This window comes from Micromonospora luteifusca (assembly GCF_016907275.1).
GTDB classification, from domain to species: domain Bacteria; phylum Actinomycetota; class Actinomycetes; order Mycobacteriales; family Micromonosporaceae; genus Micromonospora; species Micromonospora luteifusca.
Map to the genome: position 1 here is coordinate 6,565,803 of NZ_JAFBBP010000001.1, position 15,820 is coordinate 6,581,622.

At 73.3% G+C, this 15,820-nt stretch carries 17 protein-coding genes; 8 read left to right on the forward strand and 9 right to left on the reverse strand.

Features of this window, described 5'->3' with window-relative positions:
• Position 1 precedes the first annotated feature (1 nt).
• The 3 genes from JOD64_RS29625 (at position 2) to rnhA (ending at position 3,221) form a co-directional block, all read left to right on the forward strand.
• Positions 2 to 748 (forward strand): ABC transporter ATP-binding protein, encoded by a 747-nt coding sequence (locus JOD64_RS29625; RefSeq protein ID WP_204945276.1) that lies wholly within the window; start codon positions 2 to 4, stop codon positions 746 to 748.
• Between the two features lies 1 nt (position 749).
• Positions 750 to 2,651 carry an FtsX-like permease family protein gene (locus tag JOD64_RS29630; RefSeq protein ID WP_204945277.1) on the forward strand — a complete coding sequence of 634 codons (1,902 nt, stop codon included), beginning with the start codon at positions 750 to 752 and terminating at the stop codon, positions 2,649 to 2,651.
• A gap of 96 nt (positions 2,652 to 2,747) precedes the next feature.
• Positions 2,748 to 3,221 (forward strand): ribonuclease HI, encoded by a 474-nt coding sequence (gene rnhA, locus JOD64_RS29635; protein WP_204945278.1) that lies wholly within the window; start codon positions 2,748 to 2,750, stop codon positions 3,219 to 3,221.
• Between the two features lie 7 nt (positions 3,222 to 3,228).
• On the opposite strand, the gene JOD64_RS29640 is transcribed toward rnhA, so the two are convergent.
• The 3 genes from JOD64_RS29640 to JOD64_RS29650 all read right to left on the reverse strand — a co-directional run bounded on the left by JOD64_RS29640 (position 3,229) and on the right by JOD64_RS29650 (position 5,585).
• The gene (locus JOD64_RS29640) at positions 3,229 to 3,387 is read right to left on the reverse strand and encodes a hypothetical protein (RefSeq protein ID WP_239559722.1); all 159 of its coding nucleotides are present in this window, start codon (positions 3,385 to 3,387) and stop codon (positions 3,229 to 3,231) included.
• Between the two features lie 141 nt (positions 3,388 to 3,528).
• Positions 3,529 to 4,416, reverse strand: a complete 888-nt coding sequence (locus JOD64_RS29645) for a pentapeptide repeat-containing protein (protein WP_307813802.1) — start codon at positions 4,414 to 4,416, stop codon at positions 3,529 to 3,531.
• 71 nt (positions 4,417 to 4,487) lie between these two features.
• Positions 4,488 to 5,585: a DUF5919 domain-containing protein gene (locus JOD64_RS29650; protein ID WP_204945281.1), complete on the reverse strand. Its 1,098-nt coding sequence runs from the start codon at positions 5,583 to 5,585 to the stop codon at positions 4,488 to 4,490.
• A 181-nt stretch (positions 5,586 to 5,766) separates the two neighbouring features.
• Between JOD64_RS29650 and JOD64_RS29655 the strand changes: the two genes are divergently transcribed.
• Positions 5,767 to 6,375, forward strand: coding sequence for a hypothetical protein (locus tag JOD64_RS29655; protein ID WP_204945282.1), 609 nt, complete (start codon positions 5,767 to 5,769; stop codon positions 6,373 to 6,375).
• A 19-nt stretch (positions 6,376 to 6,394) separates the two neighbouring features.
• On the opposite strand, the gene JOD64_RS29660 is transcribed toward JOD64_RS29655, so the two are convergent.
• A complete protein-coding gene (locus JOD64_RS29660) occupies positions 6,395 to 7,201 on the reverse strand; it encodes an SDR family oxidoreductase (protein WP_204945283.1) in 807 nt (268 codons plus the stop codon).
• 69 nt (positions 7,202 to 7,270) lie between these two features.
• Here JOD64_RS29660 and JOD64_RS29665 point away from each other — a divergent pair, with 69 nt between their 5' ends.
• The gene (locus JOD64_RS29665) at positions 7,271 to 8,689 is read left to right on the forward strand and encodes an RtcB family protein (protein WP_204945284.1); all 1,419 of its coding nucleotides are present in this window, start codon (positions 7,271 to 7,273) and stop codon (positions 8,687 to 8,689) included.
• 52 nt (positions 8,690 to 8,741) lie between these two features.
• On the opposite strand, the gene JOD64_RS29670 is transcribed toward JOD64_RS29665, so the two are convergent.
• Positions 8,742 to 9,167 (reverse strand): archease, encoded by a 426-nt coding sequence (locus tag JOD64_RS29670; RefSeq protein ID WP_204945285.1) that lies wholly within the window; start codon positions 9,165 to 9,167, stop codon positions 8,742 to 8,744.
• Between the two features lie 97 nt (positions 9,168 to 9,264).
• On the opposite strand from JOD64_RS29670, the gene JOD64_RS29675 reads away from it, so the two are divergent.
• Entirely contained in the window at positions 9,265 to 9,867 is a 603-nt protein-coding gene (locus JOD64_RS29675; protein WP_204945286.1) for an MBL fold metallo-hydrolase, read from the forward strand.
• On the opposite strand, the gene JOD64_RS33310 is transcribed toward JOD64_RS29675, so the two are convergent.
• Together JOD64_RS33310 and JOD64_RS29685 are read right to left on the reverse strand one after the other, a co-directional pair.
• Positions 9,779 to 10,336, reverse strand: coding sequence for a B3/B4 domain-containing protein (locus JOD64_RS33310; RefSeq protein WP_204945287.1), 558 nt, complete (start codon positions 10,334 to 10,336; stop codon positions 9,779 to 9,781). The genes JOD64_RS29675 and JOD64_RS33310 overlap by 89 nt on opposite strands.
• Before the next feature lie 7 nt (positions 10,337 to 10,343).
• Positions 10,344 to 10,955: a LysE family translocator gene (locus tag JOD64_RS29685; RefSeq protein WP_204945288.1), complete on the reverse strand. Its 612-nt coding sequence runs from the start codon at positions 10,953 to 10,955 to the stop codon at positions 10,344 to 10,346.
• Positions 10,956 to 11,017: 62 nt separating this feature from the next.
• Between JOD64_RS29685 and pdxR the strand changes: the two genes are divergently transcribed.
• Both pdxR and JOD64_RS29695 read left to right on the forward strand, forming a co-directional pair.
• Positions 11,018 to 12,499 carry a MocR-like pyridoxine biosynthesis transcription factor PdxR gene (gene pdxR / locus JOD64_RS29690; protein ID WP_204945289.1) on the forward strand — a complete coding sequence of 494 codons (1,482 nt, stop codon included), beginning with the start codon at positions 11,018 to 11,020 and terminating at the stop codon, positions 12,497 to 12,499.
• A 148-nt stretch (positions 12,500 to 12,647) separates the two neighbouring features.
• Complete coding sequence (locus JOD64_RS29695) at positions 12,648 to 13,679, forward strand: extracellular catalytic domain type 2 short-chain-length polyhydroxyalkanoate depolymerase (protein WP_204945290.1); 1,032 nt, start codon at positions 12,648 to 12,650, stop codon at positions 13,677 to 13,679.
• A gap of 41 nt (positions 13,680 to 13,720) precedes the next feature.
• Here the strand turns inward: JOD64_RS29695 and JOD64_RS29700 are convergent, their stop codons facing one another.
• Together JOD64_RS29700 and JOD64_RS29705 are read right to left on the reverse strand one after the other, a co-directional pair.
• Complete coding sequence (locus JOD64_RS29700; protein ID WP_204945291.1) at positions 13,721 to 15,142, reverse strand: DUF6297 family protein; 1,422 nt, start codon at positions 15,140 to 15,142, stop codon at positions 13,721 to 13,723.
• Positions 15,139 to 15,756, reverse strand: a complete 618-nt coding sequence (locus tag JOD64_RS29705; RefSeq protein ID WP_307813804.1) for an ABC transporter ATP-binding protein — start codon at positions 15,754 to 15,756, stop codon at positions 15,139 to 15,141. Before JOD64_RS29705 ends, JOD64_RS29700 begins: the two co-directional genes overlap by 4 nt.
• Positions 15,757 to 15,820: the final 64 nt, after the last annotated feature.

A 15,820-nucleotide genomic window follows, 5' to 3' on the forward strand; every position in this document is an offset into this window, starting at 1 on the left:
TATGGAGACATCCACTGTCACGGTGACCGCCACGGCGGTGGCCCTGCGCGGGATCAGCCGGACCTACGGCCGGGGATCAGCCGCCGTGCGAGCAGTCGACGACGTGACGATCGACTTCCCGCGCGGCGGCTGGACGGCTGTCATGGGACCGTCCGGGTCCGGCAAGTCGACGCTGCTGCACTGCGCGGCCGGGCTGGAACGCGTCGACGCGGGACAGGTCCTGCTCGGCGGGACCGACATCACCGCCGCCGGCGACCGGGAGTTGACGGCGCTGCGTCGTACCCGGGTCGGCTTCGTCTTCCAGGGCTTCAATCTCATCGGCTCGCTGACTGCCGAACAGAACGTCGCCCTGCCACTGCGCCTGGCCGGCCAACGTCCGTCGCGGTCGGTGGTCCGCGACACGCTCGCCGCGGTGGGCCTGGCCGACCGGGCCCGGCACCGGCCGCGTGAACTCTCCGGCGGGCAGCAGCAGCGGGTGGCGATCGCCCGCGCGATGGTGACCCGGCCCGAGGTGCTGTTCGCCGACGAGCCGACCGGCGCGCTGGACTCGACCGCAGCCCGCTCCGCGCTGAACCTGCTGCGCGCGATGGCCGACGGCGGTCAGAGCATCGTGATGGTGACCCACGACCCGGGCGCGGCCGCCCGCGCCGACGCGGTGGTGTTCCTCCGTGATGGTCGCGTCGTCGACCGGTTGGTGGGCGCCGGGCCGCGCGCGGTCGCCGACCGGCTCGCGACGTTGGAGCAGTGACATGCTGGGCATGAGCCGGGCCGGTGTGGCCGAACGTTTCCCCGTCCTCGTCGGCGCCGTGCTGTCGGTGTCTCTCGGTGTGGCGTTGGTGCAGTCGTCGCTGCTGCTGCTCATCTCGGCGGCGACGCTCGACCCGCCGGAGGGCCTCGACCCGGCCGAGCGGATGACGTTCGACGACAACGCGACCGCGGCGGTGGCGGTCCTCGGCGTGGTGATGGGTGCCGCCACGTTCCTCGGCGGGTTCATCGTCAGCTCGACGTTCGCGTTCACCGTCACGCAGCGCCGCCGTGACCTCGCCCTGCTGCGCCTGGCCGGCGGGAGCCGTGGGCAGGTACGCCGCCTGTTGCTCGGCGAGGCGTTACTGCTCGGCGGCCTCGGCGCGGCGATCGGGATTTTCGCCGGGCTGGGGGCGATGGCGATTCAGACCCGGCTGCTCGTCTCCGCCGGCTTCGTGCCCCACGGGTTCACCGGCGAGTGGCGGTCCTGGATCCTGGCCGTCTCCGTGGGGACGGGCGTCGTGCTGGCCCTCGGAGGTGCGCTGGTCGCCTCCAGGCGGGCCGGTCAGGTCCGCCCGTTGGAGGCGCTGCGGGACACCGGCGCGTCCGCGCGCGTCATGACGGTGAGCCGGTGGATCGCCGGCCTGCTGTTCACCGGCGGCGCGGTCGCCATGATCATCGTCGCCCCGCACGCCGGGGCGGCCGGTGGGCAGGCCGTCGTGATGAACATCGCCATGCCGGCCGTGGTGGCCCTCGCCGCGTTCTCGCCGTTCCTCGTGCCGCTGCTCGGTCGTCTCGTCCCCACCGGGGCCGGGGTGGCGGCCGGACTCGCCCGGGCGAACCTGCGCGACGACCGCCGGCGCAGCGCGTCGGTGGCCGCGCCGCTGATCGTGCTCGTGGGGCTGGTCTTCGGCAACGCCGGCGCCGGCACGTCCATCCACACCTCGGGCGTCGCCGAGTTGCGGGAGAAGACCCGGGCGGACCTGGTGGTCGAGGGGACCGGGCCGATCGGTGCTGCCGTCGCGGCGGTGCCCGGCGTGGCGGCGGCGTCCACCGAGGCGTCGATCCCCGCGATCGTCCGTACCGGACACGGCGACGACGCCGAGTCGGAGGGCGTGTCGGCGCTCGTCGTGGACCCGGCGTCCTACCTGACCGCCCACCCCGGCAGCGACGCGGTCGCCCGGCTGCACGGGCGGGGAGTGGCCGCTGGCCCCGGCGGCGGGGTGCCGGACCGGGGCACGGTACGGGTCAGCCTCCCCGGCACCGACCTGGGCGCACTGCCGGTGCTCGCGTCGGTTTCGGAGACGCTCAGTGGCGGCGCGGGACTGCTCCTGCCCCCGGACGTCGTACCGCCAGCCCTGCTGGCCGACGCACCGACGAGGTCGTTCGTGTCCCTGGCACCCGACGCTGACCCGGCGGCCGTGGCCGCGGCACTCGCGGCGCTCGGCACGGTGTCCGATCGGGACTCCTGGCTCCGCGCCGACGCGAAGGAGCGCGCCTCCACCAACGACAGGGTGATGCTGATCGTGCTCGGCCTGGGTGGGCTGTACGCGCTCATCGGCGTGGTCAACTCGGTGGTGATCGGGGCGGCCACGCGACGACGGGAGTTCGCCACCGCTCGTGTCACCGGGTTCGGGCGCGGCCAGGTGGTCGGCGCGGCGCTGCTGGAGGCGGTCGCGGTCGCGGCGGCCGGCATCGTTCTCGGCGGGCTCGCCGCCGGATCCACGTTCGTCGGCGTGCTGGGCATCACCGATGCCGTTACCGGGACAGCCACCCTCGACCTGCCGTGGACGCTCGTCGCGGTGGTCGTCGGGGCCGCCCTGACGGCCACGGCGACGGCGAGCCTCGTCACCTCGTGGGTCGCCACCCGCCCGGCACCGATCACGCTGATGGGCGCCGAAGAGTAGCCGTTCGCACCATTTCATCACGGTAGGTCCATGCGGTCCGGCGCGGCGGCCCCCCGAGCACGGGGTGTGACGTCACCGACCGGTAGGTTGCCGGGCATGGTGGAAGCGGCAGCCGGCAGGGGCGTGCAGATCTGGACCGACGGGGCGTGCAGTGGCAACCCCGGACCGGGCGGCTGGGGTGCGCTGCTGCGCTACGGCGACCACGAGCGGGAGTTGTGCGGTGGTGAGGCCACGCCGACCACCAACAACCGGATGGAACTGATGGCGGCCATCCAGGCGCTGGAGAGCCTGAACCGGCCGGTCACCGTGGAGTTGCACACCGACAGCACGTACGTGCGCAACGGCATCACCAGTTGGTTGGCGTCGTGGAAGCGCAACGGCTGGCTGACGGCCGCGAAGCAGCCGGTGAAGAACGCCGACCTGTGGCAGCGGCTGGAGACGGCCTGCGAACGGCACGAGGTCACCTGGCTGTGGGTCAAGGGGCACAACGGCCACCCGGAGAACGAGCGGGCCGACGGGCTCGCCAACAAGGGCATGACCGAGGCTCGGGGCGCGCTGACCAGCCGCTGAGCCCGGATCAGCGGGTGGCGTCGGGATGCCCCGGCATGCTCGACCCGCCGCCGCTGCTGCCCGACGAGCCACCGGCGACGCCCGAGTTGTCGGGCTCGGTCACGATGTCCGGCCGGACGTCGGTGTCCGCCGGTGCGGGGACCTCGGTGTCCGTCTCGACCTGCACCAGTGGCTCCTGGCCGACCTCACCTTCGCTGTCGCCCGGCTGCTTACCTTGGCGATTTCGGTAGCCCACGCCGTGCCCCCCGTCGATACCGATCCGCGTCGGCGCTGGCTACCCGGCGTCGTCCCGGCCGAAACCTCGCGCTCAGCGGCGCCGGCTCCGGCGGGCGGGGGCGCTGGTCCGGGACGGTTGGCGTAGCGGGGTGAGCGGCAACGCCGTCCAGTGCGTCGGCCGGGTGAGCGTCGCCGGCAGTTCGGTACGCGCGTCACCCCGGGCGGCGTCCAGTTGGGCCTGGTGCAGGAAGAGGGTCGTGCGCAGATCCGCGGCCCGCAGGTCGGCCCCGCGCAGGTCCGCGCCGGTGACGTCGGCCAGGCTCAGGTCGGCCCCGCGCAGGTCGGCACCGATCAGCAGCGCCCCGCGCAGGTTGGCCCGGCGCAGGTCGACCCGGCGCAGGTCCGCACCGAACAGGGGGGCACCCCGATGGTCGGCACCCTCGGGGGAGCGGACCGCGTCGCTGGCCCGGGACAGCAGCGGGTTGACCCGGTCCCGATGCGCGACGACGTCCAGCGTGCGGAGCTGCGTCGGGTCACCCTCGGTGAGCGTCGCGGTCTCGGCACGGGCACGCTCCAACTCGACGCTCAGGTCGACCGGCAGCCGCAGCGCCACCGCCTCGGTGAGGTACCAGAGCAGCTCGTGCAGCGGCCGCAACACGGCGAACGCCTCCGCCATCGCCGGCAGTGTCTCCGGCGCGTCGCGCCAGTCCCGTCCGCCGAAGGTGACCTGGGCGACCTGCTGACCGGCACCGAAACAGTCGAACACCGTACAGCCGGGGAACCCGCGTTGCCGCAGGTCGTCATGGATGCCGCAGCGGTGGTCCGGGCCCAGGTTGGGGCAGGGCCGCCCGGCCGGCTTGTCGATGGCGAAGTCCGCCGACGCGGCGAAGGCGGGCACCACGCAGCACAGCCCGAAGCAGCGCCCGCAGTCGGCACGAAGCTGCGGCGGCCTGGAGGACGGTGCGGGGTCGGGCGACACGCGGATGGTCCTCCAGACAGTCAGGGACGAACCCATTGTCTCTCGCGTCGCGTTGACCGGCCAGGTCGGGGTCACCGTCCGTGTGCGTCGCCGGCCGCCGCGGCCCGGGGTGCCGGGGTACGCGGGCCGTCCGGAGCCGAAACCAGGCGGTAGATCTCCCGCTCCCCGTCGCCGTGCCCGTACTTCTGGTCGAAGTGCCGTTTCACGGCGGCGGCCGGCGTGCGGTCCCCGTCGTTCGGCTCGGCCAGCGTGAACACCGCGGGGGCCGCCCCGGGTGCGCGGGGTGGCAACGCGGCCCGCATCGTCAGCGGCGCGGTCACCCGAAACCCACGGCAGTCGACGTAATGCTGCCCGTCCACCGTCGCGTACGGCACCCGCACCTCGACCACGTCCGAGTCGTCGTGACGCAACGTGACCGTGACCGACCAGTACCGCTCCAGAACCAGGGTGGCCTGCTCGTGCTCCCAGAGCTCCTCGAACCGGGCGTGCACGAACCCGCCCCACGGGCTGTCCATGTCCACCTCGAGCTGAGGCACGTTGAACGACAACTTCCCGATCGGGAAGAACGAGATCAGCGCACGCCCGTCCCACTGGTAGAGCTGGATCGACGGGGACGCGTCGTAGAGCCGAACCTGCAAGCGGTGCCGCAGCCGGGAGTCGAGGGCGTCGGCGAAGGCGGCCAGGTGGCGCAGGTTGGTGCGGATCTGGCGCGGGACGTCCACCCGTTGCCGTTCCAGCTCCTCGGAGCGCTGCTGGGCGGCGGTGCAGTCCGGGTCGAGCAGGAGCAACTGCACCTGGGCACCGTTGGCGAGCGCTGCCCGTATCGCGGTCAGGGTCTCCTCGCGGTACCGCTGCTCCAGCAGGATCGTCCAGGTGTCGAGGATGCGCACCCGGCGACCGGAGCGGTGCAGCCGCGTCACGAACGTCTGCTGGTCGAAGCTCAGGTGCTCCTGCACCCGCGCCTTGCGGGCCTCCTCGAACAGCGGGTCGAAGATGACGTACGAGATGGCCGCGAGCACCACGCTGGACCCGAGGTTGAGCAGCAGGTCGCTGAGGAAGCCGGTGCTGAGCCAGGCGGCCACCAGCATGAGGGTGGCGATCGCGAGCAGCGGCCCTCCGACGACGAAGGTGCGTCGTTGCCGCCCGCCCCGACCAGCCCACCCGGGCATCCGCTCTCCCTCCGTCGTCGGCTGGTCTCGCCGCCGCCCACTGATCACCGGAATGCGGAGGATACGTGCCCGCTTTGCCGCTCGCTGTCCCGTTCGGGACCTGCGGGTTCACCGACTGGACCATCTCTGCCGCTCTTAGGGTGACGGTAACGGAGTCGGGCGACTGCGGAGGGTGGGCGCGATGGACGACGGTGAACGTGAAAAGGCGCTCCTCACTGCCCTGACCACCGAGCACTACGCGTTGCAGACGTCCCGGGCCGGCACCATCGCCGAGGCCACCGGCCGCGCCACCATCTTCCTGTCCGTCCTGTCAGCGGCACTGATCGGCCTCGGCTTCGTCGCCAGCAACGACAAGGTGGTCCGGCCCTACCTCGCCGCGGTCCTGCCGACGTTGGTGATCATCGGGGTGCTGACGTTCCTGCGGTTGGTGGAGACCACCGTCGAGAACTCGTTGGACCTGCGGCGGATCCAGCGCATTCGGGCCTACTACCAGCACCGGTTCGCCGGCGAGCAGGACTTCTTCGCCGACGCGGTGATGGCCGACGACAGCATGACCAGGGCGTGGAAGCTGGTCGGTACGACGCCGGGGCGGTGGGAGTTCCTGCTCACCACGGCCGCACTCGTAGGTGCGGTCAACGCGGTACTGAGCGGGCTCGGCATCGCCCTGGTGGCCGCGGCGGCGGGGGTCGGCGGCGCGCTGACGATCCTCGTCGGGGTGCTCGTCGCGTTGGTGGCGTTCGGCGTGCAGTACGTGTACATCGTCCGGGCGTCGGCCGCGCCGATGCGCTGACGGCGCCGGCTGACGGTGCTCAGACCGCCCGCCAGTCATCGTTGGTCAACGCTGCGGCCTGGGGACCCATCAGCAACATGCCCCCGTCGACCGGCCAGGACGCGCCGGTGACGTAGCTGGCGGCGGGGGAGGCGAGCAACGCGACCACGGCGGCCACCTCCCGGGCGTCGCCGGGCCGCCCCAGCGGCACGCCGGGTCGTTCCTGGGTGAACGGGTCGACATCCTCCTGACCGGTCATCGGCGTGGCTATCTCGCCCGGGGCGACGGCGTTGACGGTGATCCCGTCGGCGGCCAGCTCCTGCGCCATCACCCGGGTCAGGAGCCCGAGCCCGCCCTTGGCGGCGCAGTACGCGGCGGAGCCCACCCGGGGCGCGTGCTCGTGCACGCTGGTGATGTTGATGATCCGTCCGCCGGCACCGGTGGCCCGCATCCGTCGCGCGGCCCGCTGGGCGCACAGGAAGGGCGCGTCCAGGTCGAGGGTGAGCACCTCGCGCCACTGCTCCCACCCGGTGTCGACGAACGGCGTCGAGGCACCGGTGCCAGCGTTGTTGACCAGCACCCCGATGCCACCCAGCCGGTCGGCCAGCTCGTCCACCACCGCCGCCGCGTCCGGCAGTCGGGTCAGGTCCACCTCGGCGACCTCGCAGCGCCGCCCCGTCGCGCGGACCTCGGTGGCCGTTCGCTCGGCACCGTCGGGGTCGCCGTACCAGGTGACGCCGATCTCGAAGCCGGCCTCGGCCAGGGCGATCGCGCAGGCCTTGCCGATGCCGGAATCCGCGCCGGTGACGATGGCGATCCTCGGGTAGTTCTCGTATCGCTGCGGCATGCTCCCGCACTACCCGGACCGCACCGGCTCAACCGGGTGTACCGGCGGACGCGGTGGGTAGCCGAAGGCATGGAGCTGGTTCAGGAGTCGCCGTACCGGTTCCGAATCGACCGGGAGGCACCGATGCGGGTGCCCGGGGTGGTCTTCGCCGCGCCGGAGCTGCTGCCCGACGTCGGCGCGGACCGCTCGCTGGACCAGGTGGCGAACGTGGCCACGCTGCCCGGCATCGTCGAGGCGTCGTACGCCATGCCCGACGTGCACTGGGGTTACGGCTTCCCGATCGGTGGCGTCGCCGCCACCGACATCGCCGCCGGTGGCGTGGTCTCGCCCGGCGGCGTGGGCTTCGACATCTCCTGCGGGGTACGACTGCTCACCGCCGAGCTGGACCGGGCGGAGCTTGCCCGGGTGCTCGACGCGCTGATGGACGGCCTGGACCCGGCGGTCCCGCGCGGCATGGGCCGGGGCGCGGTCTGGCAGCTCGCCGACCGGGCCGAGCTGGACGCGGTGCTGCGCGGCGGCTCCCGGTACGCGGTCGAGCGCGGGCACGGAGTGCCCCGGGACCTGGCTCGCTGCGAGGACGGCGGCGTGGTGGCCGACGTCGACCCGGCGCAGGTCAGCGACCGGGCTGTGCAACGCGGACAGGGTCAGGTCGGCAGCCTCGGCTCCGGCAACCACTTCCTGGAGGTGCAGGTCGTCGAGGAGGTGTACGACGAGCCGGTCGCGGCGGCGTTCGGGCTGCGGCTCGGGCAGGTCTGCGTGATGATCCACTCTGGGTCCCGGGGGCTGGGTCACCAGATCTGCACCGACCACGTGCGGATCATGGAACGGGTGATGCCCCGGTACGACATCGAGGTGCCGGACCGGCAGTTGGCCTGCGCACCGGTGGAGTCGCCGGAGGGGCGGGCCTACCTGGGCGCGATGGCCGCTGCGGCAAACTACGCCCGTGCCAACCGGCAGCTCCTCGCCGAGTCGGCCCGCCGGGTCTTCGCCGGGGTCGCCGGTACCGGCCTCGATCTGGTCTACGACGTGTCGCACAACCTCGCGAAGATCGAGGAACACGAGCAGGACGGCGGCGCCCGGCAGCTCTGCGTGCACCGCAAGGGCGCGACCCGGGCGCTGCCGCCGGGGCACCCGGATCTGCCGGACGACCTGCGCGACGTCGGCCAGCCGGTGCTCATCCCTGGCTCGATGGGCACCTCGTCGTACGTGCTCACCGGCGTCGCCGGCAACCCGGCCTTCGCGTCCACCTGTCACGGCGCCGGCCGGGTCCGCAGCCGGGGCGAGGCCACCCGGGCCTCCCGTGGGCAGGACGTGCGGCGTGTCCTGGAGGGACGGGGTGTCGCCGTACGCGGCGCGTCCTGGAAGGGGTTGGCCGAGGAGATGCCGGACGCGTACAAGGACGTCACGGCGGTGGTGGAGGCTTCCCGGGGTGCCGGGCTGTGCCGGCTGGTCGCCCAGCTCACGCCGCTCGGCGTGGTCAAGGGCTGACCGCACGCCACCCGTCCCGACGGAACGAGTAGGGCCGTGGTGACCCGGGCGCTCAGACGTCCAGGGTCACCGCGCACGACCAACCAGAGCCGTCCGGGCCGACCCGCAGCGCGTGCAGGGACACCGCCTTCGGCACCGCGCCGACCAGCTCCACCGCGTCCGTGCTGGTCGACGGCCAGCGCGCCCGCAGGCCGCCGTCCTCGGTCCGCACATCGCAGTCCAGCGGCAGGGTGCCCTCGGTGTCCAGTCGGAAGATCACCTCGTCCAGCAGGCCGACCAGCATCTCCCCGTCGTCGCCGGGCGGCAGCTGGAACTCGGTCTCCCCCTGCGGCCGGGCGCCGCTGGTGTCGGCGAACGTCTCGACCAGCGCGGCGACCGCCTCGGCCAGGCACCCGTCCCGGTCCGGCGCCCACGCCTCGATCCGTACGTCGGCGGTGTGCGGCACGCTGCGGTGCCCCCGTTGCGTCGAGCGCTGCATGCCTCGATCATGCCGGCCCACGGCCCCGCCCACTGCCGGATGCGCCCCCGGTCCGCACGGGACCGCGACCTGCCGGCCGACGACGTACCGTCGCCGGATGCGGATCACCCGATTCACCCACTCCTGCGTCCGCGTCGAGCACGACGGCGGGGTGCTGGTCGTCGACCCGGGCACGTGGAGCGAGCCGAACGCCCTGGTCGGCGCGGACGCCGTGCTGATCACCCACGAGCACACCGACCACGTGGACGTGCTGCGGTTGGCCGGCCTCGGCGTCCCGGTGTACGCCCCCGAGGGTGCCCGGCTGCCCGACCTCGCCCCGCTGGACGTGACCCGGGTCCGGGCCGGGCAGCGCTTCACGGCGGCCGGTGTCCCGGTCACCGCGTACGGCGGCCGGCACGCCACCATCTTCGAGGGTCAGCCCGACTGTCCCAACCTCGGCTACGTGATCGGCGACGGGGTCTACCACCCGGGCGACGCCCTGCACGTGCCGGACGAGCCGGTGCACACCCTGCTCGTTCCCGCTCAGGGGTCCTGGCTGCGCCTCGACGAGGCGATCCGGTTCGCCCGGGAGGTGGGCGCCGCCCGCGCGTACCCGATCCACGACGCACAGATCAACGAGCGTGGGCTGGCCAGCGTCGCCGGCTGGTTCGGCGAGACGATCCCCGGCTACCGCCACCTCGTCCCCGGTGACACCGCCTGACCGTCCGCGCCACCGGCGGCCGTGGCGTCAAAGCGGGGCGTGGCGTCGAAGGGGGGCTCAGGTACTCCTCCTCGCCGTGGGCCGGCCGGACCACCAGGTCGCCGTCGACCCGGTCCAGGTCGGGCGCCGCCACCGGGATCGCGTACGCGGCCGAGGCGGCGTTGCAGAGGTCCACCAGTGGGTGCAGCCGGGGCAACTCGTCGTCCAACCGCAACCGGCGCAGCAGCGCCTCCGCGGCGCATCGGTACCGGGTGGGTCGCAGCCCCATCGCGGCGTACGCCCGCCGCCACGCCTGGATCTCCGGGAACCCGCTCTCGGAGCCGTTGGCCAGCCGGTCGCGGGCGACGGCGGTGTGCGCGGCGATCCGCTGCGCCACGTCGGCCGTGGAGGTGATGCCGGTGGCCAGGACCACGCCGGCCACCAGGTCCGGGTACGCCGCGCGGAGCTGCGCGGAATGCTGGAACCGCACGGGACTCCTATCGTTCGGTGAGGGCGAGCGTCACGCCGAGCGCGACGAACGTGCCGGCGACGGACCGGCGCAGCCAGTCGGTGACCCGCGGCCGGGTCAGCACCCGGTCGCGTACCCGGGCCGCGAAGACGCCGTACCCGCTGAAGATCACGAAGGTGAGCAGCATGAACACCGCCCCGCAGGCGAGCATCGACCGGGTCGAGCCCGGCGCGGAGGTGTCCACGAACTGCGGCAGGAACGCGACGAAGAACAGCGTCGGCTTCGGGTTGAGCAGGTTGACCAGCACCCCGGAGAGGATCACCCGGGCCGCCGAGCGGGGCGGCGTGGTGGTCGTCGCCGCGAAGGCGCCGCGGTCCCGCACGGTCGACCAGGCCAGGTAGAGCAGGTAGCCGACGCCGAGGTACCGGAGCACCTCGAACGCCGCCGCGCTCGTCTGCAACAGCGCGGCCAGACCGGTCATCGCCGCTAGCAGGTGCGGCACCACTCCCAGCGTGCAGGCGAACGCGGCCAGCACGCCGGCCCGGGCGCCCCGGGACAGGCCGGCGGAGAGAGTGAAGAACACCCCGGTGCCCGGGGTGACCACCACGACAAGCGTGGTGATCAGGAACGGGATTGTCACGGTCGACCTCCGGTGGGCTCGGCGGGGATGCCTGATCTCCACTCTGGTGCCAAGATGGTCCGGTGAGCAGGGCCAAACCGAGGGCGCCCGAGAGGTCCATAACGGCCGGGTCGGATTTTCTGCACCTGACCATCGCCGACGCCCCGCCCGGCGGGCGCGCCGACTGGCTCGCCGCCCGCCTGCGCCAGGCCATCGCCGAGGGGCGGGTGCCGGTCGGGGGTCGCCTGCCCGCCACCCGGTTGCTCGCCGCCGACCTCGGCGTCTCCCGGGGCGTGGTTACCGAGGCGTACCAGCGGCTGACCGAGGAGGGGCAGGTGACCGGTCGGGGCCGGGCCGGGACGGTGGTTGTCGCCGCACCGCCCGCGCCGGCCACGCCGGCACCCGCCCCGGCCACCGCGCTGGCGCCGGCCGCGCTCTTCCCGCCGGCTCCGGGCACCGACATCTTCGACGCCGTACGCGCGGCGAGCGCGACCATCGACCTGACGCCCGGCGTACCCGATCTGGCTGCCTTTCCGCGCGCGGACTGGCTGCGCGCCGAACGGACCGTGCTGCGCCACCTCGCCGCGGCCGACTTCGGCTACGGCGACCCGTGTGGCGCCCCCGCGCTGCGCCGGGCCGTCGCCGCCTGGCTGGCCCGCAGCCGGGGCATCGCCGTCGACCCGGTCGACGTGATCGTCGTGGCAGGCGTGTCCCAGGCGCTCGGGTTGCTCGCCCAGGCGCTCGGCCCTGCCGGCATCGACCGGATCGCTGTCGAGGACCCGGGCTCACTCGGCGTCCGGCAGCACCTGAACAACTGGGGGGTGGACACCCCACCGATCGCGGTGGACGACGCCGGGTTGCGTGTCGACGAGCTGGCCGCCAGCGGCGTGCCGGCGGCGATGCTCACCCCCGCGCACCAGTTCCCGACCGGCGTGGTGCTCGACGGCGACCGTCGCCGCCAGCTCCTCGACTGGGCACGGTCCGGCGGTCTGATCATCGAGGACGACTACGACGCCGAGCACCGCTACGACCGGCCGCCGGTGCCCGCGCTGCGTGGGCTCCTGCCCGAGCAGGTCTGCTACGCCGGCAGCGTGTCCAAACTGCTCGCCCCGGCGCTGCGGGTCGGCTGGCTGCTCGTGCCGACCCGCCACCGGGAGGCGGTGGTGGCCGCCAAACGCAACGCCGACCTGGGCAACGCGGTGCTGCCGCAACTGGTGCTGGCGCAGCTGATGACCTCCGGCGGGCTGGAGCGGCACCTGCGGCTGCTGCGCCGCCGGCACATCCACCGCCGCGACGCGATGATCGCCGCGCTGGCCCGGCACCTGCCGACCGCCACGGTGCACGGCGCGGCGGCCGGGCTGCATCTGACGATCAGCCTGGACGACGCCGTGGTGGACACGGAGTTGGCGGCCGCCGTGCTGGCGCGCGCGGTGAAGGTGCAGCCGCTGTCCTGGCACTGCCAGCGGCCGTACCGGCCCGGTCTGGTGCTCGGCTACGCGGCCCGTACGGCGACCGAGATCGAGAACGGCGTCGCCGCGATCGCGGCAGCCGTGCGCTCCGGCTAGGCCGGGGTGGACATTGGTGGCGCCGAATGGGCGGGACGTACACACCGGCGTCGGCCGACGTGTTGGTTCCGCTCATACCCCGTGTGGTCCACGTCACGGTAGCTTCTGCGCACGCCGACGCCCGCCGGCGCTCCCGAGGAGAGCGTCCATGCCCACACCGCTGAAAGCCGCCACCACCCTCGCCGCCATCCTCCTGCTGATCCTGACCACCGCGGCGCCCGCCCACGCCGCCAATCCGTCCACCAAGCCCCCGGTCTCCGGGTCGTTGGGCACCTACAACGTCTCCGGCGTCTACGTCACCGGGGTCTCCTCCGGTGGCTACATGGCCACGCAACTGCACGTCGCCTACTCGTCCCGGATCCGTGGAGCGGCCGTCTTCGCCGCCGGGCCCTACTACTGCTCCCAGAACACCGTCGCCCAGGCGCTCTACGGCTGCGGCGACAACCTGTACCCGACCAACGTGGCCGCCCTGCAGACCTACACCCGGACGTGGGCGTCGTACGGCTGGGTCGACCCGGTCGGCAACCTGTCCGGCGACCCGGTGTACGTGTTCCACGGCAACAACGACACCACCGTCAAGAAGTCCGTCACCGACGACCTGGTCCGGTACTACCAGCACTTCGGGGCCAGCGTGCAGTACGACAGCGGCTCAGCCGCCGGCCACTCCTGGGTCACCCCGTACGGCACGCTCGGCTGTACGGCGACCGCCTCGCCGTACCTGAACAACTGCGGCACCGACCCGCAGAACGCCCTGCTGCGCAAGTTGCTCGGCGGGGTGAGCGCACCGAACACCGGTGCGCTCGGCGGCACGCTCATCCGGTTCAGCCAGAACACGTTCGCGGTCAACGGCTGGGCCAACGGGTTGAGCATGGACGCGAACGGCTTCGCGTACGTCCCGTCGTCCTGCGCGGCCGGCCAGTCGTGCCGGCTGCTGGTCGCCCTGCACGGCTGCGCGCAGTCCTCCGGCGCGGTGGGCACGGCCTTCGTCGACCGGGCCAACCTCAACCAGTACGCCGACACCAACAACCTGATCGTGCTCTACCCGCAGGCGGGCACCGCCCTCAGCAACCCGAACGGCTGCTGGGACTGGTGGGGTTACCTCGGCGCGACCAACTTCCCGATCAAGGGCGGCGCGCAGGTCGAGACCATCATGAACATGGTCCGCCGGTTGGACGGCTGAACGGCGCCGAGGTGCCCTGGGCTGGCCGGTCGGTCGACCGGTCAGCCCAGGAACAGCTGAACGAGGACCAGGACGGCGAGCAGCGCCGGCCCGCGTGAGCCCTGACGCAGCAGGTCGATCGGGATCATCCCGAACGGTGTGTTGACCGTCGCGCCGCCGTAGTTGATCGGCGGGCGGGTGCCGGACCGGAACGCGGCGAGCACCACTCCGAGCGCCAATGTCGGTGCCAGCCAGGCCGGCCCCGGGTCGACGGTCGGCAGGGTCAGCAACCACCACAGGCCCGCGCCGATCGCCGGCACGACCACGTGGATCCCGCGCAGCAGATTGTCGCTGCCGCCGAGCGCCCGACGCAGCCCGGCGGAGCGGCTGATCGACCGCAGGCCGCCGGTCAGCCGGTTGGCGGCGAGGTAGGCGAACACCACCTGCGCGGCGCCGGCCAACCCGGGCAGGGCGAGCGCGGCGGCGTACTGCACTCCGATCAGGGTCGCCCAGATCAGCACGGCGCTCGGGTGGCGGCGCAGCCGGCGTACGTCGGCCTGCAGCAGCGCCCACCAGCCGGGGCCGGGCAGGAACCGGCGGCTGCGAACCCGGCCGATCCGGCGCCAACGCCGGCTCTCCACCAGGCTGGCGAGCATGCTCGGGTCCAGCAGGATCGTGGCCGTGGCGGCAGCGTTGGCGAACTGGGCGCCGGTGGTCAGCGTGGCCCGGTCGACGCGGGGCAGCGCGCGTACCGCGAGGATCGTGCCCAGGCCCGCGAGGGGCACCGCGAGGGCGAACAGCGCGATTGTCGGCGTCGTCGTCGGCCGGGGCAGCCCGTCACCGAGGTGACCGGTGAGCACGACCACGGTGGTGAGGACGGCGGCTGCCACCATCGGCACCGCACCGGCCAGAGTCGGCCACCGTCGGCTCGCCCGGCTGCTCTGGGCGACGACGCTGAGCGCCAGCGCGGCGGCACCCCACCCCGCGCCGGCCGCGGCCGCCCAGCCCAGTGCGGCCGGGTCGCTGACACCGCCGAGCGCCGCCACGGCCACGCCGAGCGCCGCGGTGCCCGCCGCGGCGCCGAGCAGCAGGAGGACGAATCGCGGCGCCAGCCAGGCCCGCCGGTCCACCGGCGCGCTGGTCGCCCAACTCTGCATGGCCGGTGTGACCAGCAGCGGGCCGAGGGCGCGCAGGCCCCGCCAGGCCAGGCCGGCGCCGGCCAGCAACGCGGCGACCGCCAGCCACCACCGCACGCCCGGCTCGGCCTGCCCCACCGTCGGGGAATCCAGCATGTCGCGGCTGGCGCTGATCGCGAACCAGCCGTACATGCCCACGAACAGGACGATGACGTACGCGTCACCCAGCACATCGCTGAGGGAGTGATCATGGTGTCGGCTGCGGGCCCGGCGCAGGTGCGTACGCAGTTGTCGGGCGGTGGGCACCCCGGTCATCGGGTCGGCGATCGTGGCCGGTGGGGCGGTCACCGGCCGATCTCGATGCGCTCGTCGACCACCGCGTCGATCAACTCCGGGTCATGCGAGGCCAGCAGCACGGCGGTGCCAGCGTCCCGTTCCCGGCGCAGCCGGTCGGCGAGCCACTGCCGTCCGCGTACGTCCAGCCGCTGCTCCGGCTCGTCCAGGATCAGCACCCGGCGTGGCCGGACGAAACACGACGCCAGCGCCAGCCGGCGGCGCTGCCCGCTGGACAGGGTGACCGGCAGTTGATCGCGGGCCGGTTCCAGGCCCAGCTCGGCGAGGACCTCCCCGACCGGCTCGGCGTTACCCCCGTGGGCGTACGCGACCAGCTCCAGGTGCTCGACCACGGACAGGTCGGGGAAGAAGTCGATGTCGTCCAGGGCGGCCGCCACCAGCGCCCGCACCTGAGGGTCGGTCTCGTCGGCCCGTCGGCCCTGCACCAGCACCTCGCCGGCGTCCGGCCGGTCGGCGCCGACCACACAGCGCAGCAGGGTGGTCTTGCCGCTGCCGTTGGGGCCCAGCACCACCGCGATCTTGCCCGCCGCGAGCGTGAAACTCACATCGTCGAGCACGACCAGGTTGCCGAAGTTACGGCTCAGTCCCCGTACCGCAAGCGCGTCCACGATCACAGAGTCTCCCAGACCCGTGCCAGGGGCCAACGCGAGCGACCCACGTCACGCCCGATCA